The sequence below is a fragment of the Laceyella putida genome, assembly GCF_042665195.1.
Lineage (GTDB): Bacteria > Bacillota > Bacilli > Thermoactinomycetales > Thermoactinomycetaceae > Laceyella > Laceyella putida.
This window is the reverse complement of record NZ_JBHTBW010000019.1, coordinates 241,389-267,177: the sequence shown is the minus strand read 5'-3', so window position 1 is coordinate 267,177 and position 25,789 is coordinate 241,389. Positions and strand designations below refer to the sequence as shown.

Here is a 25,789-nt window from a genome sequence, read left to right as displayed (position 1 = left end):
TGGCTTAGTTGCGCGCGATGGACACAAGCGCCATCATATGCTCACACGGACCTTGCATGAGCCGGTTTTGCTTGTAGAAATAACACGTGCATTCTCCTTGTTCAATCCGCCCATCATGATCCAATACCACCTTGGATTCAAGGGAGCGACCTTTGGTTCTGGCGCTTCCATAAAGCGCCACACTGCCATGGGCCAACGTTTCCCGCCCCGACAAGGTCACATCGCCATTTTGGATCAACCGTTTCGCTTTTTCCTCACGTGGATTGGCATAACGCAGCTGATCGACAGGCAACGGATCGCGCGTTAACTCACGGAGCCGGTATTTGCCGATTTCCAGGTCGAACATGACCCGTCCGGCACTGCACAATTGACGCAACGCGGCCTGGACGGTGGCGTTGGGCAAGTGAGTCCATTGCGCCAATTCTTCCGCCGTGGCTGTCTTCTTCCATTTCATCTGCGAAAAAACCTGTTTGCTCTCTTCCGGGGTCACTTGCGCCGAACTGCCGACCAAAAGGTCAAAGTTGGCCGCTCCAGCCCAATCGTTGCGGGTCCACCCGGACAATCCCAAGGTGAAGCTGAGGTTGCCCAAATCCGCCACATAGAAGCTGGGTAGTCCGGTTCCCAGCAAGTGGATGGTGATTTTGCGCGCCAGCGGAAGCAACCGCTCCAACAAGAACAGGCGGCGGCGGCCCCACGTGCGAATCTCTTGTGCCGCATCCCCCAGATAAACGGAATCACTGAACGTCATCACTTCATTCCAAGGTTCAATGACGACCTGCACCGGTTGGCCGGGCTTGAGCAAATACTTCAGCGACCGTGGGCTGTGCCGCTCTTTATGCCGCCGCAAAAAGGTGCAGAGATTGTAGAGATCGATCGGCTTGGCATCAAACGTGGCCGCCGGCAGCGTCATCGCCGATTGCACTTGGAGAAATCCACGTATCCAACTTACCGGCACATCGATTTTTTTCTCTTTGTACACATCCCGCCCTTCCGTCGCCACTTCAAATCCGGCTGGATCCACCTGAAATTCGGTTGGGCGATAAGTGCGGATGCGTTGTATTTCACTTAACAAAGCATCGGAGAAATCGATGTTTGTGGTACCATAGGCAAATTCTTTCACATCGTCAAACAGCTCAGAATGAACCGCCAACCGACCATAGGATGATTCGTCCAACGAAAACGCTTCAAAGAACACTTGGTCGGGCGCCACCGTAATCACGGGGTCCAACACGAACCAGGCATCGGGATGATTGTGGTACAACCAGTTAAAATAACGGGCCCTCGCCTGGTAATAGGGCCCCATGCGCTTGGTTCGCAATCGGTCCAGCTCTTGCATGCGTTGCCGAATGAGTAACATCCGCGCCGCCTCACCCGTTTCCGTTCCCAAGGTGTTAATCAGGTCCAATACATATTGCTCTTGCACCCATTCTTGATAAGCGCGGTGATCCTTGGGTTTCACGTTCAAATCAGAGACGACGACATCGCGCAACGCGATCATGGCATCCCGATAACGAATGGGCTCTTTGATTCTCCCCTGGAAAAACGTAGGTTCCCGACCTAAATCCGGGGCAAAATCAACCAGCGTGCGACCACCCACATGGCTGATGCTACTTGCTTTGGCATACGTCTGTTGAAACTGCATGCACGCTCCTCCTCGCTATGATTTATCCCAAAGACAGTGGAGTGTTGATGTCCGGATAACGAACTTGAATCTGTGTGAGAAGATGAAGGATCCGCTCAAAATCCTGGCGACCAAAGTTCCGTGCCAAATCGCCGAGCAGAGGCACCATCGCTTCAGCGCATTCTTTTTTCTGCAAGGCCAATCTCTCCAACAAGGCAAACGCCAAATTTTTGGCGCGCCGTCCCTGGTGCACCCGGAAAAACACCGTACGGAAAAACAGTTCCAACTCGGAATAACGCTGGGCGGTCCAAGTGAGCCGTTCCGCCAGGGTCAAGGCGAATTCCTGAACCTCCAAATATGGGCTTTCACTCGCTCTCAGCATCAGTTCTGATATATCCAGTTGTTCAAGATGTTGCCTGATCAAATCCATGGCCAGTGTGCGAATGTCCTGCCGTGCCGTATCCAATAAACCGTAGATCAATTCCGGCGCCCGCTCTTCATCGGGAAGCGAAGACACAATCTGCATGGCCCACTCCCGGGTATCATCCCACTCCGTTTCCATCACGTTGACCAACAAATCCGGAGTCCAGATGACCCGCAGTTTTTCCAACATCCGGCAGGCCGCCCCGCGAATCGCGGCCAAAGGCCGGTGGGCCAAGCTGACCAGCTGCGGCAAGGTGAAATCGTATGGTTTCGGTTCGATCAGTGCCAGCAGTTTCGCGCCAAAGACCTGCACGGCATGTTCTTGATGTTGCAACAATTCCAACACTTGGCTAACGGGCGTATCCCTCAATTCTTCAAAGAACAATTTCCCCAACAATGACTCGCGGACATAGTTACGCACAATCGTCGATTGGTTCTCATCCAGCATCATCTCCCATAATCGCGGCAAGAGAGTCGGATAGAAAGGGACTACCCACAATCGACGGGCTGACAAAAACTGGGTGGTGAAGGTTTGAACTTGCTCGTCGGGAATGGAGATGAGTTTGATGAGAAACTCGCAGTCGAGGCTCAACTTTTCAAAATGCTGTTGAATCATATTGGCGGCGCCGTTGCGCACTCTGCTGTCAAACGAACGCAAATACGGCAATAACTCATCCCCCGTGACGCCGAGACGTTCCACATCCAGCGTCTCCAAGATCAGAGCCACTACCTCGGCCGTGGGGCGATTGCACCAGCGCCTCACCCGGACATGAAAGGATTGCGCCAAAGCCAAGTCGGCCAGTTCACGCAAATAAGGCCGGCAATGATCCTTCAACAACCGATAGGCATCTTGCATTCTCCAGTAATCCCAGTCTTTCTCGAGCTCATTGAGGACAGCCTGTGTCACATGCACCTTAAATGAATGGGGCAATTTGTCCCCCAACTTTCCAAACCAAGCGGAAGCTTCCTGCCGCACCTCATGCTTTTCATGGAACAGCATCTGTTTCAACAATTTTAAATCAACTTTTCCGTTCACCGTCAGAAGATAGTTGTCCATCAACCACTGAAAGGCCCATTTCCCTCTCTTATAGTAATCATCCTGTAAAAGGGCCAACCACTGCGATTTAGACAACTGCTCCAAAAAAATCCTGTTTTTCGCACTTAAAGCTCTCCAAGCAAATTGGATGACCGTCGTCGATTTCGCTTCACAAAATAAGCGCCATAACTGCTCCGGATGTTGATCCCATAGTTCGGAAAACGCCTCTTCCCGTTCATTGACCCAATCTTCTGATACAGAAACGCCTTCCCATTGCAGTCTGCTTGGCTTAAACCGTTTGCTGTGATGGAAAAGCAAATGGTTAAAGAGCCAAAGGTGGCTGTAACTTCTGTTGTGAATCCAACGATCTTCTTCATTGCTCCACCTCGATTGGTTGCGTCCATCTTGATCTTCATAACGCAACAATACTTCCACCGCAAATTGAACATACGCCGGATCACCGGCTTCACCCAATTTCCTTAGATAACGCCAACAGCGGCGGCGCAAGTAATAATGGGTTTCATCACTGTATACCTCCACCTCTTGGCCCTCTTGGGTGCGATACGTGTGCTTTCCCTTCCTCTCCAAGTCAAACCGGTGGGCCAAGACTGCCCACGTTTTGGCGTCCCGCTTCTTTTCAGCCAGTTTAAAGATGGCTTTCACATAGCGAAAGTATTTGGCGTCAAAGGGAATGAACGTATTCCGCCGGCCACCGCGCCACTTGACTTCCTGTTTGCGTAGCGAATATCTGTCCGCAAACAACCGACTTCGATGGGAGTGATAACTTAACAATTGGCGAACCGCCGTTTGCGCCAACGGATTTCCGGTTATGTACAGCGTCCACAACCAAGAGCCGTCTAGTGGGCCCGCTTGACTTTGCAACTCGTCGGGCAATGGAACCTTTTTCCATATACGCTGGTGATCGTCCCACTCCCACAATCGTCCATCCTGCAGGCAGGCAAATTTCAAGACTTCATCTATTGCCGCTTGATCCTGTTTCTCCAACATCGTTTCAATCTTTTTTGGCAAACAAGCCTTGGGTTCTTCTTTTTCCCACCATGCTTCATGCTCCAAAAATTCACGCTCCGCTTGGGGAAGCGCCACATTCACCTTCTCATGGTCAGCCATTCCCAATCCTCCTTCCAAGTAAAAAGAATGCCCGACCCGGAGAATCAGGTCAGGCATGACTCACTTTGTCTACTAACAGTCTGTGGAGCTGGCTTCGCACTGAAAAAGCCCTAGTGCACACCATAGTCGTTAGGTCCGGCTACGCCTACTTAGGCAGAACCTAACACACTATGGTGTGCACTAGGGCTGACCAAGTAACGCGGAGCCGGGTGATGAATGTGTCCCATCACGTCCCACACGGCGTATCACCGTGCCATCGGCTAGACAAAGTCTTTGATTATGTACATTTAGTATTATGCATTGTACATATAAAACTGTCAATACAAAATATTTGCCTATTACGCATAAAAATAATAACTTTTCCATTCGATCGAAACCATGTCAATTTTATCAAGCCTGCTTCATATCCCCCTTTCTTCGGGATTCCTTGTAGTTTACAATGATGATGCAATGGGTTCATATATGCAAATTTCAGCATGATCAGATATATCAGGCTTATCCACATCAAGGGAGTGACAACATGAATGTTCAACCTAATCAGTCGGTGCTGAACCAGCTTACGCCCCGCGAACGACAAACATATTTTGAGCTGGTGCGGTTAGCCGCGCCCGAAGAAATCATTCATCCTGAATATCAGGTCCCCATTCCCAAAGGGGCTTGCATCATTTCCTACCGGCTGTTGGAAAAATATCTCGATCTCACGCGCTCAACCATCCGCCGCGCCTTGAGGAGATTGGAGGATCGCGATTTGATTGAAGTAACCCACTTGGGGCAAATCAAAGGAACAGATGGGTTACACTTTCGCACGATGGTGAAAATCAAGCGCTATGAACCCATTCCGCTTCATCCTACTTCATCCTCCCCGGCCCCCTCTTTGGTGGAGGGGCTGATCCAGTTGGAAACCCATCTCATCAATCAACGCCTCAAAGATTTGCAAACCTTTCTCACCCAGAACCAAACGCGGCTCACAAACCCTGAACGGGCGAAGCTGGACCGCATCATCACGGCGTACCAGGCGGCGTTAAAAGTGGTCAACAAGTCGGAACACGCCTTATCAAAGTAAAATAGAGTAGGGGATGGAACAAACAATGGAAAACAGGGAAATGTTATTGGAAGAATTAAAACGAATCGAGAAATGGGAGCACGACCAGAAGGATCTCTGGTTTTGGGAAAAGTTGGGGAGAATTCCATTTGCCCTGCTCGACCGCATCACACCCAAAATCGTTCATGAAAGGCTTGGAAAACTTTTGGATGAACTGGGGAGTTACATTCAAACAGGGGGGCAATATTTGATCAACGAGCAAGAGGTCACATTCCGGTTGGCCAAATTGGCGCAACTGCGATCCGACTTCCTTTCGTTGGACAAAGTGGCCGATCTTCCCATCCAGGCCATGGACCACGTGGCGACAGATCTCAAAGAATCCCGCAAACAATTTGCCACCATGCAAGGAGCGACAACCGGCTTTGGGGGAATCTTCACCTTGGCGATCGACATTCCCGCCCTGTTGGGACTTTCCCTTAAGGTCCTGCAAGAAATGGCTCTTAGCTACGGCTTTAATCCCAAGGACAAGCAAGAACGCGTATTCATCGTGAAATGCCTTCAGTTTGCTTCCTCCGATTACGTGGGCAAACAAGCCATCATCAAAGAGTTGACCACAGTCAACGCAACCCATGAAGCGAGCGAATCCATCTCCAAATTGGAAGGGTGGCGCGAAGTGATTCTAACCTACGGGGAGAACTACGGTTGGAAAAAGCTGTTCCAGCTGGTCCCTGTCGTGGGGATTGTCTTTGGCGCTTACATCAACCGCTCCACCATCGATGAAGTGGCGGAAGCGGGCCAAATGCTCTACCGCAAGCGCCGAATACTGGAAAAGTTAGCACGCTTGGAGAACGATGATGGATTGATCAAATACAACTTTTAATCAAGCAAACGGCCTCCATGGGGAGACCGTTTTTCTTATTGGGCAACAGAAGCTTTTTAGAAGAAACAGGAATATTTTCTCGCCCATCTTCCCAGACTAAGGGGTGTTTGGCGTCTAAACCTGGCTGAAAAAAACAAGAGAACCCTCAGTTCTCAAGGGTGCTCGTTCCGGTGGTGATCATCTCTACCTTAGCCGATTCTTCAATGAGGGCAACGACCAATTCGGTTGCCTTAACCAATTCTTTGATCGGCATCCGTTCTTTGGTGGTGTGGATATTTTGGTAACCGATACCCAGGTTTACCGTCGGAATGCCATGCCCCGCGATCACGTTGGCATCGCTCCCCCCGCCGCTGGCGCCGATGCGTGGCGTGCGACCGATCCGTTTGACCGCCTCTTTCGCTTTTTGGACCACAAGATCCTCCTCGGTAAATTGGAAAGACGGATACAACGTTTGCGTTTCCACTTCGGCTTTGGCTTTGAATTCTTCAGCGGCTTCGTGGAAAGCTTTCACCATGCTGTCTACTTGCTTGCGCAATTTCAACGGATTGCGGCTGCGCGCTTCGGCCAAGATTTCGACGCGCTCCGGAACCACGTTGGAAGCGGTGCCCCCTTGGAAACGACCGATATTGGCTGTCGTCTCTTCGTCAATCCGCCCCAAACGCATTTTGGAGATGGCCCGACTAGCCACTTGGATTGCGCTGATTCCATCTTCGGGGTTCACACCGGCATGTGCGGCTTTGCCATGAATCGTCGCCAACACCTTTACTTGCGAAGGAGCCGCCGTAATAATCTCCCCCACTTCTCCATCCGAATCCAAGGCAAATCCAAAGTCAGCGTCCACCAAGGACATATCCAGGTGGCGTGAACCGATCAAGCCGGATTCTTCGCCCGCTGTGATGATCAACTGGATTTGACCATGGGGAAGTTGCTTTTCTTTCAAGAGGCGAATCCCTTCCAACAGAGCGGCCAAGCCCGCTTTATCGTCCGCACCCAAAATGGTCGTGCCATCCGATTCAATGATATCCCCATTGATTTGTGGTTGAATCCCGTTGCCTGGCGCCACGGTATCCATATGGCAGGTAAAATAAATGTTGGGTGCGCCGTCAAGCGTTCCTTTTAAAGTGGCCACCAAATTTCCCGCGCCATGTCCCGTCAATTGAGCAGAGCCATCCTCAACCACATCCAACCCCAATTCAGTCAGCTTTTGGGTCAGAAGGTCACAAATGGCTCTTTCATCACCAGTCACACTATCTGTTTTTACTAATTCTATAAATTCATCGATTAAACGTTGTTTGTTCACCACGTGTTACTCCTCCAATCACGATAAAATTAGTACCTATTTTACCACGACTTTATTCATCTTGTTGGTGACCAAAAGCCTAAAATCAAGCAAAAAACGCGGATCTTTGACTATTGACAGCCATTTGGCGAAAAAAACCTGTACAAAGCTATAAAATTTGCCAGTTTTAACTAGCAGGGCGCTTTGTAATGCGAAATTTTTCAGTAACTTTTCGCTTTTTATTCTATATGTAAATAAAACCGTTTTCCACCGCTTTTTTCTCCCCTCGCAACTTTGAACCTATTGGCAATTGCTGTAAGAGAGGCTTTGTCCCTAGCCTGCCCAACTCGTTTCCCTTTATACCCCGTCCCATATAAAAGGCACCGGCGGTGATCCGTTCGCCAGGTGCCTTCCCCCCATTTACAGGGGAATATTTCCATGTTTTTTAGCCGGTCGGGATTCTTGTTTGTGTTTTAGCATCTCCAACGCGCTGATTAATTTTTGCCTTGTTGCCCGAGGATCAATCACGTCATCCACCATGCCATGGGCCGCGGCGACATAGGGGTTTGAGAATTTCTCACGATACTCCGCAATCCGCTTAAGCCTTGTTTGTTCCGGTTGCTCACTTTCCGCGATTTCACGTTGGAAGATGATATTGGCCGCCCCTTCCGCTCCCATCACGGCAATTTCGGCACAGGGCCAGGCATAAACCAAGTCGGCCCCGATCGCCTTGCTGTTGAGCGCAACATAAGCCCCGCCAAATGCTTTGCGCAGAATGACCGTAATCTTCGGCACGGTGGCTTCCGAGTATGCGTACAAGATTTTGGCGCCATGTCGAATAATGCCGTGATGCTCCTGATTCACTCCGGGAAAAAATCCCGTCACATCGACAAAAGTGATCAGCGGAATGTTGAAGCAATCGCAAAACCGGATAAACCGACTCAGTTTATCCGACGAATCGATGTCAAGGCTCCCTGCCATCACTTTCGGCTGATTGGCGACAAGACCCACCGCCTGCCCTCTGATCCGCCCAAATCCGACGACAATGTTGCGAGCAAAGTCGCGGTGCACCTCCATAAACTCCCCGCCGTCCACGATGGATTGAATCACTTCCCGCACATCATAGACCCGCGTTCCCTCCACGGGAACCTTCTCCGCCAACGCTTCAATCCAATCTTCTTCATCGCTCTCGCCAACCTCCACTCGCGGGGGTTCTTCCCGATTGTTTTGGGGCAAAAACCGAAGCAAGCGCCGCACCTCTTCCAGGACTTCCGCTTCCGTCGGGGCTGTGAAATGGACGTTTCCGCTCTTGGTTGTGTGCATCCCAGCACCGCCCAATTCTTCGGCCGTGATCTTCTCTTTGGTTACGGCCTCAATCACTTTGGGGCCGGTGATGAACATCTGGCTCGTCTCTTCAACCATAAACACAAAATCAGTAATCGCGGGGGAATAAACCGCCCCTCCCGCACATGGACCCAAAATGACTGATATTTGCGGAATGACCCCAGAATAGATGGAATTGCGGTAAAAAATGTGCCCGTAGCCATCCAGCGACACGACCCCTTCTTGAATGCGGGCTCCGCCGGAGTCATTCAACCCAATAATGGGCGCCCCATTTTTCGCCGCCAAATCCATGAGCTTGGCGATCTTTAAGGCATGCATCTCCCCCAGCGCCCCGCCAAACACCGTAAAGTCCTGGGCAAACACATAAACCAGCCGTCCATGAATCTTCCCATAGCCCGTCACCACCCCTTCTCCCGGGGCTTCCGTATGCTCCATGCCAAAGTGGGTGGCACGATGTTCCACAAACGCGTTCAATTCAACAAACGAGTCCTCATCCAGCAAGAGGTCCAACCGTTCGCGGGCCGTCAATTTTCCGCGTTTGTGCTGCGAGCGAATCCGCAACTCTCCACCACCCAACTCCACTTTGCGCCGCTTTGCCTCTAACTGTTCGATCTTTTGGTACATATCCATGTTTGTCAACTCTCCTCTCCCGGTTTCTCTTGCGGTTCACACAATTCCAAAAGCACTCCGCCCGTCGATTTCGGATGGAGAAAAGCGATGTTCATCTGATGGGCGCCCGGCTTGGGCTCCTGATGAATCAAGCGGACACCACGCTCCGCCACTTCTCGCAAACGGGCTTTGAGATCACTCACCTCAAGGGCCACATGATGAATCCCCTCACCGTAATGAATCAAATATTTATGAATGACACTTTGTTCTGAAAGGGGCTCAAGCAGTTCTATGCGGCTTTCCCCAATGCGAAAGAAGGCGACCCGCACCTGTTCGCTTTCCACCTCCTCCACGCCTTCCAGCGATAAACCCAACACTTCCCTATACCATGCGCACGCTTGCTCCAAATTCCAAACGGCAATGCCGATGTGACTGATTTTATGTGGAGGAGGGTTCATGCCTGGGCCTCCTTGTTCAGCACCGCTTGCCGAATGTAGTCCGCGGTTTCCGTCGTTGTCGCGCCAGATGTAAACACCTCGGCAATCCCTTGCTCTTTCAGATAGGCGACATCTTCTTGCGGGATGACGCCGCCCCCGATCACGATGATGTCGTCCGCCCCTTCCGCCCGCAACAGTCGCATCACTTCGGGAAACAGCTCATTGTGCGCCCCCGACAAGCAAGACAAGCCAATCACGTCCACATCTTCTTGAATCGCAGTCGCGACAATTTGCGCCGGTGTCTGCCTCAAACCGGTGTAAATCACTTCCATGCCTTCATCCCGCAATGCTTGAGCGATGATCAACGCGCCACGATCATGACCATCTAACCCTGGTTTGGCAATTAACACGCGTATCGGTCGATTCATGTTCGTCTCCCCCTAAACTGGTTTATATTCACCAAATACCCCTCTTAACGTATGACAGATCTCGCCTACGGTGGCGTACGCTTTCACCGCATCCAGAATAAAAGGCATCACATTTTCTGTCCCCGCCGCCGCTTGCTTGAGACGCTCCAATGTCCGCTTCACTTCCTCTTGATTGCGCGTCTCCCGCAACGCTTGTAATGCCGTGATCTGTTCTTTGGCAAAAGCGGGGTTGACACGCATTAAAGGGGGCTCAGTTTCATTCTCCAGCGTAAATCGGTTCACCCCCACCACCACTTCTTCGCCCCGCTCGATCTTGCGTTGCGTCTCCAACGCCACCCGGCGAATTTCCCGTTGCATAAATCCTTGTTCAACGGCATGCACCGCTCCCCCCAGTTCATCTATCTGCCGAATCAATTTTTCCGCTTCTTGTTCGATCTGATCCGTCAACGTTTCAATGTAATACGAACCACCCAAGGGGTCCACCGTATCGGCCACGCCGCTCTCATGGGCGATAATCTGTTGCGTTCTGAGGGCAATCCGGGCCGACTCTTCTGTGGGCAAAGCCAACGCTTCATCGCGGGCATTGGTGTGCAAGCTCTGCGTCCCCCCCAGCACCGCCGCCAAAGCTTGCAAGGTGACCCGCACGATATTGTTGTCCGGCTGTTGCGCGGTCAGTGTCGATCCGCCGGTTTGAGTATGGAAACGCAGTTGTAACGAGCGCTCGTTCGACGCATGAAAACGATGCTTCATAATCTTCGCCCACAATCGTCTGGCTGCGCGAAACTTCGCAATTTCTTCAAAAAAGTGATTATGCGCATTGAAGAAGAAGGACAAACGCGGGGCAAATTGATCCACTTCCAATCCTGCCGCCAAGGCCGCCTTCACATACTGAATGCCATTGGCCAAGGTGAAGGCCACTTCCTGAACAGCGGTTGATCCGGCTTCGCGAATATGGTAACCGCTGATGCTGATTGTGTTCCACTTCGGCACATGCTCCGCACAATACTGAAAAATATCTGTGATCAAGCGCATGGACGGCTGGGGAGGAAAGATATACGTGCCACGGGCAATGTACTCTTTCAAAATGTCGTTTTGGATGGTTCCACGCAGTTGCGCCGGTTTGACCCCTTGTTTTTCGCCAACCGCGATCACCATCGCCAACAGGATCGCAGCGGGCGCGTTAATGGTCATGGAGGTGCTCACCTCATCAAGGGGGATCCCCGCAAACAATTGTTCCATATCTTTTAAAGAGTCTATGGCCACGCCCACTTTCCCTACTTCCCCGAGCGCCATCGGATCATCTGAGTCATACCCAATTTGAGTGGGGAGATCAAAAGCGACGCTCAACCCCGACTGTCCTTGGCGCAAAAGATACCGAAAACGCTCGTTCGTCTCTTTGGCGGAGCCGAATCCGGCGTACTGGCGCATCGTCCATAAGCGACTCCGATACATGGTCGGATGGATGCCGCGCGTATAAGGGAATTCACCAGGCCATTCTTCTGGTGTATCATGTTCGGTATATAACCGTTCCACCTCAATGCCAGAGAGGGTGGTGAAGGTTGGTTTTCGTTCAGGCGCTTTCTCTAACCAACGAGCCGTTTTTTCTTCCCACCGTTGTTTGTTCTCGTTTTTATTTCCCATTTGAATGTTCTCCCCCTCATCATAATGAAACGCTTTCACTTTTTAATATATCAAATATTACGTTTGTTTGAACGAAGTTTTCGCATGCTGGCGATTTCATGGACAATATCCCAACGGTTGGATACAATAATGTGTTGTGAGGTGAATTTATCGTGAAGCCAACTTGGATCAAAGTGACGGTTTATCTGGTCATTCTTTCGCTTCTCGTTTCAACCCTTGCCACGAGCGCCTATCTCTTTCTATAATTCATAAGGGTATTGTATGTTAATCAGGAAATGAATCGATTATACTATTTACTGATAGCGCTTAGACCAAGTGCTGACGTGAAGAAAGCAGGTGAAAAGGCAATGGAATACTTTATGGTACCTCTTCTTGTGATCATTACCATCTTGTCGATCCGCGGTGTGATCGATAACAAAAAGATCGGCAACAAACCGGGTTTCATCATCGGGGGCATCTTTACGCTCGCATTGCTTGGCGTAACTCTGTTGTCCCTGTATGACTTATTCGTAGGCATCCAATAGTCCCTACATAGGCAAGCTCCTGTCACTGAGATGGGAGCTTTTTCTCAAAAAAAAACTCCGCCGGCAACCGAATTTCATTTATAATAAAAGTGAGAACTTTTATTCTTCAGTCTTTCGTGGAAGGGGGATATCCTGTTTGGGTTCTTTGTTTGGCCACCACCCAAGGAGTCTAAGACTGAAGGGAGTTCGCACTCTGCCGCTTCGCCATTGGTTCCCTGCATGGGCGATACGAAACCATCCGGTTAAAGACGCGAATTATTCGTTGAATATTCAAAATCTAAATGGTGTCATTCCCTTAACCGTACCCGCTCACCAAAACGAGTCGATGCCTCTTTCGACCCAAGCATGGCAAAGCGAAGAGCATCAGCGCTGGATGGCATGGCTCTATGCCGTCTTCTCCAGAATGAAGCTGCATGCGTTCAAGGAAACAACCGCTTATCATGTGCAATGCGCCGATGGAACCCTCATTCCGCTTACCCGCTTCATCTATGGATTGGCCGACCTCAGGGAGTTAAAGAACCTACTACCCTCCACATCGGGTAAGCTCATCACCTTAATGGGTCAAGTGACGCGCATTCGCACCACACCCACCACACACCGCATCACCTTATCCGGCGACCATCCCAGTGATACCTGTGAGCTCATTCTTTCCCGCTTTTTATATTCTGAAGCCGCCATTCGCCCTTTTCATCGGCGCCATATCGCCTGTTGCGGATTCCTACATACCCAAGGCACCCAGTTCTTTATGAAAATACACTCACTTCCCCATCAGCTAACACCCATCAGCGGCAACCGGTTCATCACCCTTCCCCATCCACAAGTGCAACTCGCTGCCATTCAACAAGCGTTTTTGCAATACACGCGGCATGAATCCATAGACTATCCGCTTGTTCAGCATGATTATGTCGCTCGCTGGCGTTCCCTCGTATCTGACCTGAATCAGGAAATCCGCGCCATCAGTCAAAGATTCCCGTTGCTGCAAAAACAATTGATTGTAACCGAACACGAATGGAGAAAGCAGCAAGCCAAATATAAAGCCTCCAGAGAAAAATGGCTCCCGGCGCCATCCCCTTCTCTGTGGGCCAGGTTGGCGCAAAAAGGGGCGGAGTGGGGATTTTATCGTTCCCGCAAAAAAGCCCGCCACGAAAGGGACCAAGCTTTTTTTCGCACATTTGCCCGTGAGATTTTGTCCCTGTCCCGCAAGCGACGGTGCCTTCAGGAAGAAATGGATCATCTCGCCCGGAGCATCAAGGCCAGGGAAGCCGAACTGGCTGAATTAAGCAAATTGACCTGGTTAGAAAAAGATTTTTCGCCCCATGCCGAGGCCATTCTCCATCGCATCCCTCTTTCCCCACACGTAACGGTGATTGTGGCTACCCGCTTCACCGTGATGGAAGAGCAGATCCACCTGCGTGGCGAACTTTATTTGTTTAAATTTCATGGGAAGGTTCCTTACCCGTTTGCCAAACTGGGCGGACCTTCAGTAAGGACAACCTTTGCCGCTTTTAAGTCCAACCTTCAATGTTATTGGGGCAAAGTGAATACCCTATTGCAGCAATTCAACGCAACAAAACAAAAAAATGTGTTATAAAGCAAAAGGAGTCTCATGTCGAGACTCCTTTTGGACTTTTTTGCCGTTTGACTTTAATTTACCACCGGAGTAATCAATCGTTTAGGGCGTGTCTGGCAAATCAAGTTGACCATTGGGAGAAGGCGGAAAACCCTTTTCCCGATGAGCGCCGATGGACAAGTGAAGCGAATGGGAAAACGGTTTTAAAGCGGGTTATGGGTCTAAATAAAAAATCTCTCCCAAGTAACATGGAACGTCATGCTTTTCCCATTGTCTACTTGGGAGAGAGCGCCTTAAGAACCGAACACCTCTCGCGTGCTTTTGATCACTTGCTCCATCACTTCATTCATGTCGACCGGTTTCCCCAACTGTTCCTGCATGGAGGTCACCCCGTACTCCTGAATGCCGCACGGAACGATCAACTGAAAATAACGCAAATCCGTATTCACATTCAAAGCGAAGCCATGGCTGGTGATATAACCGCGCCGGTTGCGGCCACGGTTAAACTTCACGCCGATCGCCGCTATCTTCACATCGCCCACCCATACACCCGTATAGGGTTCCTTGCGACCGGCTTCAATCCCGAAATGCTTCAAAGCGCGAATCAACACTTCCTCAAGATCCCGCAGGTACCCATGGGCGTTGTTCCCCCGTTCTCCCAAATGGAATAAAGGATAGCCAACCAGTTGGCCCGGTCCATGGTAAGTGACATCGCCACCGCGATCAATCTCCACCAAGTGGATTCCTTGCTCGCGATAATAATCTTCGGAAAAGATGATGTTTTCCTGGTGCGAACCGCGTCCCAAGGTAATCGTATGGGGATGTTCCAACAACAGCAATTGATTGTCAAGTTGCCCCCGGTCAATGCTTTGCACCAATTCTTTTTGTTTATCCCATGTCTCCATATAGGGAGCCAATCCCAGACGTTGTACTGCAAAGTTCATCTAAATCACCTTCTCCATGTCGAAAAGGCATCCCCATGACAGGATGCCACTAATGATAAGGGAGGAGTGGCACAATGGGCCGCTCCTTCTGTTATTGTATCACGTCGAAACGTTTTCGTTAAATTTCGCTGTTTGGCCCGTACGCTTCCAACCGCTCTTTCACGCGCTTCAGGAAGCGGCCCGCCATCAGGCCATCCAAGATGCGGTGGTCAAGCGACATGCAGATGTTCATCATGTCGCGTGCCGCAAACATGTTGTTATTCAATACCACCGGCCGCTTCACAATCGATTCAAACGACAAAATCGCCGCTTGCGGTTGATTGATGATCGGCGCGGACAACACCGAGCCGAACGAGCCGGTATTATTCACCGTGAAGGTGCCGCCCTGCATATCTTTCAACTCCAGCTTGCCCGCACGCGTCTTTTCGGCCAACTGGTGCACCGCTTTGGTTAAGCCGAGGATGCTCTTTTCGTCGGCATCATGAATAACCGGAACATATAAGGCATCATCCGTGGCGACAGCAATGGAAATGTTGATGCGTTTCTTCAGGATGATGCGATCCCCATCCCAAACGGAGTTCAGCTGCGGAAACTCCTTTAAGGAATCAACCACGGCTTTGATGAAGAATGGCATGAAGGTGAGATTGACGCCTTCCCGCTGTTTGAACTCTTGTTTTAAGCGATTGCGCAGTTCAACCAGACCCGTCACATCCACTTCCATCATCGTCCAAGCATGAGGAGCCTCGTGCTTGCTCTGCACCATCCGTTGCGCAATCGTCCGCCGCACGCCGGTCACCGGAATCTCACGGTCACCGTTTTCCAACACGGTACCTGCGGCTGACGAAGCCGCTGGTGCTGGAGCAGGAGTAGCCGTGGGCGCAGGTTGAACCACGGGTGCCGTCGGAACCGGGGTAACCGTCTCTTTGACCGGTGCTTGGACAGTGGTCGCCCCAGTCGGCTGTGTGCCACCTTGCTCAATCACTTGCAACACATCCTTGCGCGTGATCCGGCCCCCTTTCCCTGTTCCTTTGACTTGGGTCAGATCAATGCCATGCTCTTGGGACAGGCGCAAAACCGCCGGGGAATAACGAGCTTTGCCGGAAGATTCCCCCTCCGTTTTCCCGTCCGTGGTTGGGGCGGCCGCACTCGTTTCCGGAGCAGCCGTATTCGCAGAGGCGGCGGTGGGCCCAGCATCCGCCGCGCCTTCCGCGTCAATGCGGCAAATTAATTGCCCCACTTCAACAGTGGTGCCTTCTTGGGCGATAATTTCCACCATCACGCCATCAAACGTCGATGGGACTTCAGCATTCACTTTGTCTGTGGACACTTCACAGATCGGCTCATACTTCTCCACCCGATCGCCCGGTTTTTTCAGCCACTTCGCAATGGTGCCTTCCACTACACTCTCGCCAAGTTGCGGCATCTTGATATCGGTTGCCATCATTGTCCTCCTCCGTATGCCTAGAACTCTGCCAGTTCACGAATCGCCGCTGCGATTTTGTCTGGATTCAGCATAAATTCTTTCTCAAGCGGTGGGCTGTATGGCATGGCGGGAACATCGGGACCGCACAAGCGCTTAACCGGAGCATCCAGCTCAAAGAAGGCTTCTTCTGCGATGATGGAAGCCACTTCTCCTCCAAAGCCCCCCGTTTTGTTATCTTCATGAACCACCAAGACTTTCCCGGTTTTTGAAACAGCTTCCAGAATCGCTTCCTTGTCAAGCGGAACCAAGGTGCGCAAATCAAGCACATGCACACTGATCCCCTCCTGAGCCAATTGTTCAGCCGCTTGCAGGGCAAAATGCAGGGTTAACCCGTAAGAGATGACCGTGACATCGGTTCCTTCCCGTTTTACATCGGCTTTCCCGATGGGAACGGTATAATCTTCAACCGGCACTTCCCCTTTAATCAGGCGATAGCACCGTTTATGTTCAAAGAAGAGCACAGGGTCTTCATCGCGAATCGCCGCCTTCAACAGCCCTTTCACATCATAGGGGTTAGACGGCATGACGATTTTTAATCCCGGCACACCTGTAAAAATCTTTTCCACACTTTGCGAGTGATAGAGTGCCCCGTGAACACCACCCCCATATGGAGCGCGAATCACTAGAGGACACTGCCAATCCCCATTGGAGCGATAACGAATTTTCGCTGCTTCGCTAATAATTTGGTTCACTGCCGGCATAATAAAATCGGCAAATTGCATTTCTGCCACCGGACGCATCCCATACGCAGCCGCACCAATCGCCACTCCCGCAATCGCGGACTCGGTCAGTGGCGTATCCAATACCCGATCCTCGCCAAATTCTTCGATGAGCCCAGCGGTCGCACGGAAAACCCCACCGCGTACCCCAACGTCTTCACCCAGCACAAACACGCGTGGATCGCGCTTCATTTCTTCCATCAATGCCTGTGTTACGGCGTCAATATATGAAATTACGGGCATTTCTCTCTCCTCCTGCCTTAAGCGTACACATGCTTATACGTCTCTTGCGGATCTGGATATGGCGCTCGTTCCGCATATTCTGTCGCCTCATCCACTTCCCGGTTAATCTCGGCAAGCAGCTCCTGTTCCTTCTCTTCCGTCAACACGCCTTGTGCCACAAGGTAGTCTTTAAATCGAATCAAGGAGTCATTTTGCTTCGCTTCCTCCACTTCTTCCCGACTCCGGTAAGCACGGTCATCATCGTCGCTGGAGTGTGGAACCAACCGATAAGCCACCGCCTCAATCAAAGTCGGTCCTTCCCCGCGGCGGGCCCGTTCCACAGCCTCTTTCATCGCCTTGTACACTTCCAGCGGGTTGTTTCCGTCGACGCGTACCCCAGGGAATCCGTAACCTTCCGCACGTTTCCAGATCTCGCCTCCAGCCACTTGTTTACTGACTGGAACAGAGATCGCATATTTGTTGTTCTCCACCATAAAAATGACCGGCAAGTTGTGCACGCCCGCAAAGTTGCATGCTTCATGCCAATCCCCTTGGTTACTCGACCCTTCACCGCAAGAGGTCAGCACGACATGGTCTTTCTTTTCCAATTTTCCCGCATACGCAATGCCAACCGCATGAAGCACTTGCGTAGTAACCGGACTGGAACCCGTCAGGATGCGGAAACGCTTATCACCGTAATGTCCAGGCATTTGGCGCCCACCGCTATTGGGGTCTTCCGCTTTCGCAAAAGCAGACAGCATTTGGTCTTTGGCCGATTGACCGAAGGCCAGCACCATGCCCAAGTCACGATAGTACGGACAGAGCCAGTCTTTATCCCGGTCCATCGCAAAAGCCGCGCCTACCTGAATCGCTTCTTGCCCTTGACAGGAGATCACGAAGGGAATTTTACCGGCGCGATTCAATTTCCACATGCGTTCGTCGATTTTACGAGCCAGCAGCATGGTGCGATACATTTCCAGCACTTGCTGATCGCTCAACCCTAACTGTTGATGGTTTAGTTCGCTCATTGCACGTTCCTCCTTTTATCACCCATGGATCGCTTTGCCGTCCATCGCCAATGCCGCCTCCAGATAAACTTCCGATAAGGTCGGGTGAGGATGGATCACTTGCGCAATCTCCCAAGCGGTGGCATCAAGCACTTTGGCCAATCCCGCTTCCGAGATCATATCCGTTGCGTGCGGGCCAATGATATGCACCCCCAACAAGTCGTCTGTCTTCGCATCGGAAACGATCTTGATAAAGCCATCCACTTCACCATATACAAGCGCCTTGCCCACACCGCGGAAGGGGAATTTGCCCACTTTCACTTCATATCCTTGCGCCACCGCTTCGGCTTCGGTGAGTCCAATGCTTCCCACTTCAGGACGGCTGTAGGTGCAACGCGGAACATGGAGCGGATTCATCGGATGCACATCCAACCCCGCCATATGCTCCACCGCCAGAATCCCTTCATGTGAAGCCACATGGGCCAATTGGTATCCGCCAATGACATCGCCGATCGCATAAATGTGCTTTTCTTTGGTTTGCATAAACTCATTCACCTTGATGACGCCTTTTTCCGTCTCAATCGCGGTATTATGCAACCCGATATCTTCGATATTGGCTTGCCGCCCCACAGAGACGAGCACCTTTTCCGCCGATAAAGTGATCACATCGGAACCTGATTCCGCTTGCAATGTAACCGTTCCGCCTTCTATGGAAACGCTTTCAGACAATACTTTCGTTTTGGTCAGCACTTTGACTTTGCGTTTCTTCATCAAACGCGTCATCTCTTTGCTCACATCTTCATCTTCAAATGGCAAAATCCGGTCGGCGAACTCAACCACGGTCACTTCGACGCCAAAGTCGCTCAACATAGACGCCCACTCGATCCCGATCACGCCACCGCCCACAATAATGATTGATTGCGGCAATTCTTGCATCTGCAAAGCGTGATCCGAGTTCATCACATAGGTTCCGTCCACTTCCAATCCCGGCAGCGTGCGTGGCCGTGAACCGGTCGCAATCAAGACATATTGCGGAACCAATATCGTCGGTTCACTGCCATCCTCTTTCTCCACCGAAATCGTTCCCGGCTGCGGCGAGAAGATGGAAGGCCCTAAAATCCGCCCGAACCCTTCATAAACATCTACTTTATTTTTCTTGAGCAGTCCTTGCACACCCTTATGAAGTTGGCTCACCACTTTTTCTTTTCTCGCTTGCACACCGGCAAAATCGAGGGTCACATCCCCCACACGGATGCCATACTCTTCTCCGTGTTGCATGTGTTGGTAGATTTCTGCACTTCTCAGCAGGGTCTTGGATGGAATGCATCCCTTATGGAGACAAACCCCGCCCACTTTCTCCTTTTCGACAACCGCTACCTTCATCCCCAATTGGGCCGCACGGACAGCGGCAACATAGCCGCCAGGACCCGCGCCCAGTACAACCAGATCAATATTTTCCGCCATGCGTAACCCCCACTTTTTCTGCGACAGGTGGATAACTCTTGGCTGCCTCTTCTCCGCGCACAACCCGCAGTGCCCCTTCCACAAGCGCTTGTAATTCATTTTCACCCGGTACCAAATGGACAGGGGCAATCCACTCTACTCGCTCTTGGATCATTTGGGTAAAACTTTTCCCATAAGCCAAGCCACCCGTTAAAATGATGCCGTCTACTTTTCCTTCCAACACGGCCGCACAAGCGCCGATTTCTTTGGCGACTTGATACGCCATCGCTTCATAGATGCGTTTGGCTTTTTCATCGCCCCGTTGGATGCGCTCTTCCACTTCACGCGCATCGGTCGTTCCCAAATAACCCATCAATCCGCCACGACCCACAACCATCCGCATGATTTCCCCGGCAAAATATTTGCCCGAGAAGCAGAGTGACACCAAATCCCCGACCGGAATGCTGCCCGCCCGTTCAGGCGAAAACGGACCATCCCCATGCAAACCGTTGTTCACATCAATGACGCGTCCCTTGGCATGCGCACCGACGGTGATTCCGCCTCCCATATGGGCAACAATGTAATTCACTTGTTCATAACTCGTCCCGTTCTGTTTGGCAATCCGGCGGGCGACCGCTTTTTGGTTCAATGCATGGAAAATGCTTCGCCGCTCTATGGCGGGCATGCCCGAAATCTTGGCCAACGGTTGCATCTCATCCACAACCACTGGGTCCACGATAAAAGCGGGGATATTCAGTTGCGTGGCAATCTCATGCGCGATGATCGCTCCCAGGTTGGAAGCGTGCACACCATATTCACCGGAACGCAAATCATTCAACATCGGTTGGCTCACCGCATACGTTCCTCCCGGAATGGGACGCAAAAGCCCGCCACGCGCCACAACCGCATCCAACCGCGTCAGATTCATCCCTTCTTTGTCAAGGGTATCCAAGATCACTTGTTTTCGAAATGGATATTGGTCAAACAAATCATTAAACTTCGCGATTTCATCTGGATCATGTCGCAACGTTTCAACCAAGATGGGCTTTTCGTCATCAAACACCCCGATTTTGGTTGAAGTTGACCCTGGGTTAATCGCGAGAACCCGAATCGGTTCCACCATCAACACTCCGTTTCTTCTGCGCTGTATTATCTGTGGCTTAAGATGCTGTGTTCGCTACGCAAGAAGGTGCTTCTCGTATTCCGCATCGCCGCGATACGCTCTTCCGCCATCCGGTCAGCCGCTTGGTAACTTGGGATTCCATCGCGCTTCGCAATTTCAAACACTTTGAGAATGTTATCATAGATCGTTTCCACTCTTCTCATCGCCCGGTCACGGTTGTAACCGTATAATTCATCCGCGACGTTAATCACGCCGCCCGCATTGATGACGTAGTCAGGCGCGTAGATGATCCCTTTTTGCTCCAACATTTCCCCATGCTTTTCTTCTTTGAGCTGGTTGTTGGCCGCTCCCGCCACCACTTTGCAAGTCAAGCGTTCGATGGTTTCGTCGTTGATGATAGCGCCGAGTGCGCACGGAGCAAAGATATCGCACGCAACATCGTAAATTTTGTCAGGGTTTACCGCTTCCGCGCCGAACTCCTGCACGGCACGATCCACATTGGCCTGATTAATGTCGGTCACAATGAGCTTGGCGCCTTCTTCATGCAGATGTTTGCACAGGTTATACGCGACATGTCCCACACCTTGCACCGCGACGACTTTTCCTTTGAGGGAATCGTCACCAAAGGCAACTTTAGAAGCCGCTTTCATTCCTTTGTACACGCCATACGCGGTCACAGGAGATGGATTCCCGCTGGAACCGAAGGCAGGGGAAACACCGGTGACAAACTTGGTTTCTTCGCGAATGGTGTCCATATCTTCCACGGTGGTACCCACATCTTCCGCAGTGATATACCGACCATTCAAGCTTTGAATATAACGACCCAACGCTCGGAAAAGGGCTTCACTCTTATCCTTCTTCGGATCACCGATGACGACCGTTTTGCCCCCACCCAGGTTGAGACCCGCCGCGGCGTTTTTGTAAGTCATGCCGCGAGCCAGGCGCAACGCGTCTTCAATGGCCGCTTCTTCCGTGTCATATGTCCACATCCGGGTGCCGCCAAGAGCCGGCCCCAGAGTGGTATCGTGAATGCAGATTATCGCTTTTAAACCCGATTGTTCATCATGACAAAGCACCAATTGTTCGTAATCGTATTTCCCCATGTATTCGAAGATTTTCATGTGTATTTCCCCCTCAATTACGCGCGTTTTTGACTAGCTGCTTGCAAAACCGCCAATGCGATGGAGTACATCTTCGCTTCTGGAGAGTCCGCACGGGAGGTTAAGACGATGGGTGCGGCAGCTCCCAACACCAGTGCTCCAATTTTGCTTTTACCAAAGTAAACGAGCGACTTGTATAACATGTTGCCTGCTTCAATATCTGGTACGAGCAAGACATCCGCCACACCCGCCACTGGGCTTTTGATTCCTTTATGCTTTGCGGCTTCCTCAGAGATCGCATTGTCCAAGGCAAACGGCCCATCGATGATGCCGCCTTTAATTTGACCGCGTCGGTTCATTTGCGTCAGGGCCGCCGCATCCAAAGTGGGGGGCATATTGGGGTTAACTACTTCTACCGCACCCAATACAGCCACTTTCGGTTCAGCGTTGCCGAGAGATTGGCAATAACCGATCACATTTTGGGCGATTTGCGCTTTTTCTTGTAATGTCGGTGCCACGTTTAAAGCTGGGTCGGTCACATGGATCAGCCGATCATATCCGGCCACTTCATGGGTTGACACGTGGCTTAGCACTTTACCCGTGCGCAGACCGTTCTCTTTGTTAAGGACCGCTCTCAAGAAGTCGGCCGTTTGGATCATGCCTTTCATCACAACATTTGCTTTGCCCTCACGCACTGCGGATACAGCCATTTGAGCGGCTTTCGCATCCGACTCGGCATGCCCGATCGCAGCCGGGTCCACCTTCAAGCCTATCTTTTGGCTTAAGGAAAGGATGGTATCTTTATCTCCAAACAGCAGAAAGTCTGCAATATTGCGCTCTTTTGCTTCACGTACCGCCTCTAGCACATCCTCGTCCGCGGCTTGGGCCACCGCCACGACGACAGAAGGCAAGGATTCCGCTTTTTTAACCACTTCTTCAAATGTTTTTATCACCGTACACACCTCTTTTTCCGACTATATTTGTCTGTTTTTAATTTGGGTCAAAAATAGTTTTCTCTGATTAGTCGGTCGCAATACCATATATGCAAATGCAATGCCAACTAATCGGCAGGTAACAAAAGTTCGATTCTTCCGCTCTATCCATTTCATACCTAAATAAAATCATTTGCAAGCCCTTGCAGACCTCCTGCATCCATGTGCATGCAAAATTATGCAGACTTATAGAAGTCCATATCGTTCCAGTTTGTAATAAAGGCTTCGGATGGAAACCCCCAACCGCCGCGCCGTTTCTGTTTTATTTTGACCGCACTCCAGATAAACTTGGGTGATATGTTTCCGTTCTGCTTCCGCCAACACATCTTTAAGCATTTTGTCACTTGTTGTATCGGGAATCGCCGCCATCGTCTCCGGTTGCGACATGCGCGTCAGATCAAGCGGGGGAATGTGGTTCCGTTTCATCGTCGTTTCATTAAACGCCATGTTGATCATCGCCCGTCCCAAGACATTCTCCAGCTCGCGCACATTTCCCGGCCAATCATACTGCGATAAAGCGTGAATGGCGTCAACATCAATCTCATTCACTTGCCGCCCATACTCCTGGTTAAACTTTTTGATCAGGTGCAAAGCCAAATCATGCAAATCTTCTTTCCGCATCCTCAGAGGGGCAATATGGATCGGCAGGACATTCAGGCGATAATACAAATCCTCGCGGAACCGTTTTTCTTGAATCGCTTTTTCCAAATATACATTGGTCGCCGCGATGACACGCACATCGACGGGAATCGATTTCGTGCCCCCCACCCGGAGCACCTCTTTTTCTTGCAATACCCGCAACAACTTCGCTTGCGTGCTTAAACTCAATTCTCCGATTTCATCCAAAAAAATGGTGCCGCCGCTCGCTTCTTCGAACAGCCCTTTTTTTCCGCCGCGTTTCGCTCCGGTAAAAGCCCCCTCTTCATATCCAAACAATTCACTTTCCAGCAACGTCTCCGAAAGGGTGGCGCAATTGACCCGCACAAATTGGCTGTACTTCCGGTCACTCGCATTGTGTATCGCATGGGCAAACAACTCTTTCCCTGTGCCCGATTCCCCCCTCAACAACACGGTCGCCCGGGTTTGCGCCGCTTGTTTGGCTTGCAAGAGCGAATGGCGCATCGACTCGCTGCTGCCAATGATATCCTCAAATGTATACTTTGCCTCCAGTGTGCGAATGATGCGCCGCGCCCGTTCCAAATCCCGGTTCAGTTGTTTAAGCTCGGTCACATCGTGAATAATGCCCACACTGCCTTTTAGCTCTTCACCAATGATGATCGGAGCCACATTCACCACCACTTCTTTGTGATGCGGCCCCACTTTCATATGAACCCCGCGTACCGGCTGGCGCGTTTTCAACACTTTTTTGTGCATGCTTTCCCCTTCGGATATATCCGTTTCCGCCGGTTTGCCAATCACCTGTTCAGGAGATAAGCCAGTTAATCTGGAGTAGGCGGGATTGATTAACATCCCCATCCCCTCGGCATCCACCACTGAGATGGCATCATCAGACGAGTTGATAATCGCTTGCAGCAAGCTTCTCATGCTTTCCAGATCAAGCACTTGCTGTGTCAGCTGCTTGATGTCACTAATATCCCGGAAAACGGCAACGGCGCCAATCACGTTTCCATCCTGCCCTTTGACCGGCACGCGGTTGGTGATAATCTCCAGCCCATTTTCCAATGTTTGCCGCCGATTCAACTCACTGACTCCCTGCTTGAGAACATAATCCAAGCGCGTGTTGGAAATCACTTGGGTCACCGGTCGCCCTAAGGCTTGTCCCGCTTCAATGCCGATCATCCGCTCCGCCGCCTTATTGAACAGCGTCACCTCACCGCGTTGATTGACGGCGATCATGCCATCATGCGTGGAGTTGATGATCGCCTCCAACTCGTTTTGCCTCCGTTTCCAGGCCTGATCCACCAGCTTGACCATCAATTGGGCAATGGCTCCCGAAATCACATGGGTTTTGGGCAAATCCAAGGACATCAAACGCTCCAACACATCTCTTCGACCCGTCACTTCCAAAATCACATCAGGAGGGGGAGTCAGAAAACTTTCCACATCCGCAGAGGTCGGAATCCCTTGTTTACGCGCCTCCACCATCGCGGGAGCATCTGACAATAAGTCGACCACACCAATCACACGAACAAAATCGACTGAGGAAAGGGTTTCTAAGATGGCTTTTCCGCCTTTGCCACCGCCAACGATCAAAAAGGATTGCAATCGTCTCCCTCCTTTCTTCCATCCGTCCCCTATCTTACCATACTCTGTTTGCTGCAAACGTTGTTTCGCCCCATTGACTTGGATGTTTGGACACCAGTAAGGTAAACAGTACCGGGGACGGCTAGCCATAAACGCTAAATTGCGTTACTATTAGCCTTGATATACAGAAAGGACGGATACAACATGAAACCAGTTTATCAACGGATTATCGCGATCCTGCTCATGTGTGTGCCCGGCGTGCTCGCCATATACGGTTGGACATTGATGCGGGACGTCTTATTCAACGCCTTTGGCGGCCGGGGAATGGCTTGGCTTCCTTTCTTGGGCGGACTTACCCTTCTCATCATGGGTTTGGCCCTGATCGGCGGGTTTCTCTTTCACCATGACCGCAAACGAAAGCGAATCCAACCCCGACTCATCGGCAAGAAAAACGAGCCAACCCACCACAACAAACCGGGTCACTAAATGGGGCATCCGCATAAATGGGCGGATGTTTTTTTGTGCTGTCATTCACCCATTCCCCGCTGGGCACATAACCTGAGGATGACGATGTGAGGAGGGGAAGCAC

General features: G+C 51.1%; 21 protein-coding genes. 5 read left to right on the top strand and 16 right to left on the bottom strand.

All coding sequences use genetic code 11. From position 1 onward, the window contains the following. Positions 1–4: 4 nt before the first annotated feature. Positions 5–1,642 (bottom strand): hypothetical protein, encoded by a 1,638-nt coding sequence (locus ACFQNG_RS07650; protein ID WP_379864303.1) that lies wholly within the window; start codon positions 1,640–1,642, stop codon positions 5–7. A gap of 22 nt (positions 1,643–1,664) precedes the next feature. Beyond that, positions 1,665–4,208 carry a HEAT repeat domain-containing protein gene (locus ACFQNG_RS07645; protein ID WP_379864302.1) on the bottom strand — a complete coding sequence of 848 codons (2,544 nt, stop codon included), beginning with the start codon at positions 4,206–4,208 and terminating at the stop codon, positions 1,665–1,667. Between the two features lie 520 nt (positions 4,209–4,728). Here ACFQNG_RS07645 and ACFQNG_RS07640 point away from each other — a divergent pair. Both ACFQNG_RS07640 and ACFQNG_RS07635 read left to right on the top strand, forming a co-directional pair. Then, positions 4,729–5,271 carry a hypothetical protein gene (locus ACFQNG_RS07640; protein ID WP_379864301.1) on the top strand — a complete coding sequence of 181 codons (543 nt, stop codon included), beginning with the start codon at positions 4,729–4,731 and terminating at the stop codon, positions 5,269–5,271. A 25-nt stretch (positions 5,272–5,296) separates the two neighbouring features. Continuing rightward, entirely contained in the window at positions 5,297–6,130 is an 834-nt protein-coding gene (locus tag ACFQNG_RS07635) for an EcsC family protein (RefSeq protein ID WP_379864300.1), read from the top strand. Positions 6,131–6,275: 145 nt separating this feature from the next. On the opposite strand, the gene ACFQNG_RS07630 is transcribed toward ACFQNG_RS07635, so the two are convergent. The 5 genes from ACFQNG_RS07630 to ACFQNG_RS07610 all read right to left on the bottom strand — a co-directional run bounded on the left by ACFQNG_RS07630 (position 6,276) and on the right by ACFQNG_RS07610 (position 11,868). Beyond that, positions 6,276–7,433 carry a M20/M25/M40 family metallo-hydrolase gene (locus ACFQNG_RS07630; protein ID WP_379864299.1) on the bottom strand — a complete coding sequence of 386 codons (1,158 nt, stop codon included), beginning with the start codon at positions 7,431–7,433 and terminating at the stop codon, positions 6,276–6,278. 396 nt (positions 7,434–7,829) lie between these two features. Continuing rightward, positions 7,830–9,377 (bottom strand): acyl-CoA carboxylase subunit beta, encoded by a 1,548-nt coding sequence (locus ACFQNG_RS07625; protein WP_379864351.1) that lies wholly within the window; start codon positions 9,375–9,377, stop codon positions 7,830–7,832. Positions 9,378–9,388: 11 nt separating this feature from the next. Further along, on the bottom strand, positions 9,389–9,820 hold the full coding sequence (gene mce, locus ACFQNG_RS07620) for a methylmalonyl-CoA epimerase (RefSeq protein ID WP_379864298.1): 432 nt from the start codon (positions 9,818–9,820) through the stop codon (positions 9,389–9,391). Next, positions 9,817–10,227 carry a cobalamin B12-binding domain-containing protein gene (locus ACFQNG_RS07615; RefSeq protein ID WP_379864297.1) on the bottom strand — a complete coding sequence of 137 codons (411 nt, stop codon included), beginning with the start codon at positions 10,225–10,227 and terminating at the stop codon, positions 9,817–9,819. The genes mce and ACFQNG_RS07615 overlap by 4 nt, the downstream gene beginning before the upstream one ends. A 12-nt stretch (positions 10,228–10,239) precedes the next feature. Beyond that, entirely contained in the window at positions 10,240–11,868 is a 1,629-nt protein-coding gene (locus ACFQNG_RS07610; protein ID WP_379864296.1) for an acyl-CoA mutase large subunit family protein, read from the bottom strand. A gap of 347 nt (positions 11,869–12,215) precedes the next feature. Here ACFQNG_RS07610 and ACFQNG_RS07605 point away from each other — a divergent pair, with 347 nt between their 5' ends. Together ACFQNG_RS07605 and ACFQNG_RS07600 are read left to right on the top strand one after the other, a co-directional pair. Then, the gene (locus ACFQNG_RS07605; RefSeq protein WP_379864295.1) at positions 12,216–12,392 is read left to right on the top strand and encodes a hypothetical protein; all 177 of its coding nucleotides are present in this window, start codon (positions 12,216–12,218) and stop codon (positions 12,390–12,392) included. A gap of 136 nt (positions 12,393–12,528) precedes the next feature. Beyond that, entirely contained in the window at positions 12,529–13,983 is a 1,455-nt protein-coding gene (locus tag ACFQNG_RS07600; RefSeq protein WP_379864294.1) for a hypothetical protein, read from the top strand. Positions 13,984–14,255: 272 nt separating this feature from the next. Here ACFQNG_RS07600 and lipB read toward each other — a convergent pair whose 3' ends face one another. From lipB to ACFQNG_RS07555, 9 genes are all read right to left on the bottom strand, one after another. Beyond that, the gene (gene lipB, locus ACFQNG_RS07595) at positions 14,256–14,906 is read right to left on the bottom strand and encodes a lipoyl(octanoyl) transferase LipB (protein ID WP_379864293.1); all 651 of its coding nucleotides are present in this window, start codon (positions 14,904–14,906) and stop codon (positions 14,256–14,258) included. Between the two features lie 118 nt (positions 14,907–15,024). Then, complete coding sequence (locus ACFQNG_RS07590; protein WP_379864292.1) at positions 15,025–16,347, bottom strand: dihydrolipoamide acetyltransferase family protein; 1,323 nt, start codon at positions 16,345–16,347, stop codon at positions 15,025–15,027. Positions 16,348–16,367: 20 nt separating this feature from the next. Beyond that, entirely contained in the window at positions 16,368–17,351 is a 984-nt protein-coding gene (locus tag ACFQNG_RS07585; RefSeq protein WP_379864291.1) for an alpha-ketoacid dehydrogenase subunit beta, read from the bottom strand. 17 nt (positions 17,352–17,368) lie between these two features. Beyond that, positions 17,369–18,358 (bottom strand): thiamine pyrophosphate-dependent dehydrogenase E1 component subunit alpha, encoded by a 990-nt coding sequence (locus ACFQNG_RS07580; RefSeq protein WP_379864290.1) that lies wholly within the window; start codon positions 18,356–18,358, stop codon positions 17,369–17,371. A gap of 18 nt (positions 18,359–18,376) precedes the next feature. After that, on the bottom strand, positions 18,377–19,801 hold the full coding sequence (gene lpdA, locus ACFQNG_RS07575; RefSeq protein WP_379864289.1) for a dihydrolipoyl dehydrogenase: 1,425 nt from the start codon (positions 19,799–19,801) through the stop codon (positions 18,377–18,379). Next, positions 19,785–20,903 carry a butyrate kinase gene (buk, locus tag ACFQNG_RS07570; RefSeq protein ID WP_379864350.1) on the bottom strand — a complete coding sequence of 373 codons (1,119 nt, stop codon included), beginning with the start codon at positions 20,901–20,903 and terminating at the stop codon, positions 19,785–19,787. The genes lpdA and buk overlap by 17 nt, the downstream gene beginning before the upstream one ends. Positions 20,904–20,929: 26 nt before the next feature. Further along, positions 20,930–22,024, bottom strand: coding sequence for a Leu/Phe/Val dehydrogenase (locus ACFQNG_RS07565; RefSeq protein WP_379864288.1), 1,095 nt, complete (start codon positions 22,022–22,024; stop codon positions 20,930–20,932). A 17-nt stretch (positions 22,025–22,041) separates the two neighbouring features. Beyond that, on the bottom strand, positions 22,042–22,956 hold the full coding sequence (gene ptb, locus ACFQNG_RS07560) for a phosphate butyryltransferase (RefSeq protein ID WP_379864287.1): 915 nt from the start codon (positions 22,954–22,956) through the stop codon (positions 22,042–22,044). A gap of 225 nt (positions 22,957–23,181) precedes the next feature. Further along, the gene (locus ACFQNG_RS07555) at positions 23,182–25,221 is read right to left on the bottom strand and encodes a sigma-54 interaction domain-containing protein (RefSeq protein ID WP_379864286.1); all 2,040 of its coding nucleotides are present in this window, start codon (positions 25,219–25,221) and stop codon (positions 23,182–23,184) included. A gap of 183 nt (positions 25,222–25,404) precedes the next feature. Here ACFQNG_RS07555 and ACFQNG_RS07550 point away from each other — a divergent pair, with 183 nt between their 5' ends. Next, entirely contained in the window at positions 25,405–25,686 is a 282-nt protein-coding gene (locus tag ACFQNG_RS07550; RefSeq protein ID WP_379864285.1) for a DUF2627 domain-containing protein, read from the top strand. Positions 25,687–25,789: the final 103 nt, after the last annotated feature.

What these genes read in the sequence shown, in the direction of transcription:
- ACFQNG_RS07650 (WP_379864303.1), bottom strand. Translation starts at nt 1,642, where the DNA reads ATGCAGTTTCAACAGACGTATGCCAAAGCAAGTAGCATCAGCCATGTG.
- ACFQNG_RS07645 (WP_379864302.1), bottom strand. Translation starts at nt 4,208, where the DNA reads ATGGCTGACCATGAGAAGGTGAATGTGGCGCTTCCCCAAGCGGAGCGT.
- ACFQNG_RS07585 (WP_379864291.1), bottom strand. Translation starts at nt 17,351, where the DNA reads ATGCCCGTAATTTCATATATTGACGCCGTAACACAGGCATTGATGGAA.
- ACFQNG_RS07615 (WP_379864297.1), bottom strand. Translation starts at nt 10,227, where the DNA reads ATGAATCGACCGATACGCGTGTTAATTGCCAAACCAGGGTTAGATGGT.
- mce (WP_379864298.1), bottom strand. Translation starts at nt 9,820, where the DNA reads ATGAACCCTCCTCCACATAAAATCAGTCACATCGGCATTGCCGTTTGG.
- ACFQNG_RS07635 (WP_379864300.1), top strand. Translation starts at nt 5,297, where the DNA reads ATGGAAAACAGGGAAATGTTATTGGAAGAATTAAAACGAATCGAGAAA.
- ACFQNG_RS07610 (WP_379864296.1), bottom strand. Translation starts at nt 11,868, where the DNA reads ATGGGAAATAAAAACGAGAACAAACAACGGTGGGAAGAAAAAACGGCT.
- lipB (WP_379864293.1), bottom strand. Translation starts at nt 14,906, where the DNA reads ATGAACTTTGCAGTACAACGTCTGGGATTGGCTCCCTATATGGAGACA.
- lpdA (WP_379864289.1), bottom strand. Translation starts at nt 19,801, where the DNA reads ATGGCGGAAAATATTGATCTGGTTGTACTGGGCGCGGGTCCTGGCGGC.
- ACFQNG_RS07640 (WP_379864301.1), top strand. Translation starts at nt 4,729, where the DNA reads ATGAATGTTCAACCTAATCAGTCGGTGCTGAACCAGCTTACGCCCCGC.
- ACFQNG_RS07550 (WP_379864285.1), top strand. Translation starts at nt 25,405, where the DNA reads ATGAAACCAGTTTATCAACGGATTATCGCGATCCTGCTCATGTGTGTG.
- buk (WP_379864350.1), bottom strand. Translation starts at nt 20,903, where the DNA reads ATGGTGGAACCGATTCGGGTTCTCGCGATTAACCCAGGGTCAACTTCA.
- ACFQNG_RS07565 (WP_379864288.1), bottom strand. Translation starts at nt 22,024, where the DNA reads ATGAAAATCTTCGAATACATGGGGAAATACGATTACGAACAATTGGTG.
- ACFQNG_RS07605 (WP_379864295.1), top strand. Translation starts at nt 12,216, where the DNA reads ATGGAATACTTTATGGTACCTCTTCTTGTGATCATTACCATCTTGTCG.
- ACFQNG_RS07590 (WP_379864292.1), bottom strand. Translation starts at nt 16,347, where the DNA reads ATGGCAACCGATATCAAGATGCCGCAACTTGGCGAGAGTGTAGTGGAA.
- ACFQNG_RS07625 (WP_379864351.1), bottom strand. Translation starts at nt 9,377, where the DNA reads ATGTACCAAAAGATCGAACAGTTAGAGGCAAAGCGGCGCAAAGTGGAG.
- ACFQNG_RS07580 (WP_379864290.1), bottom strand. Translation starts at nt 18,358, where the DNA reads ATGAGCGAACTAAACCATCAACAGTTAGGGTTGAGCGATCAGCAAGTG.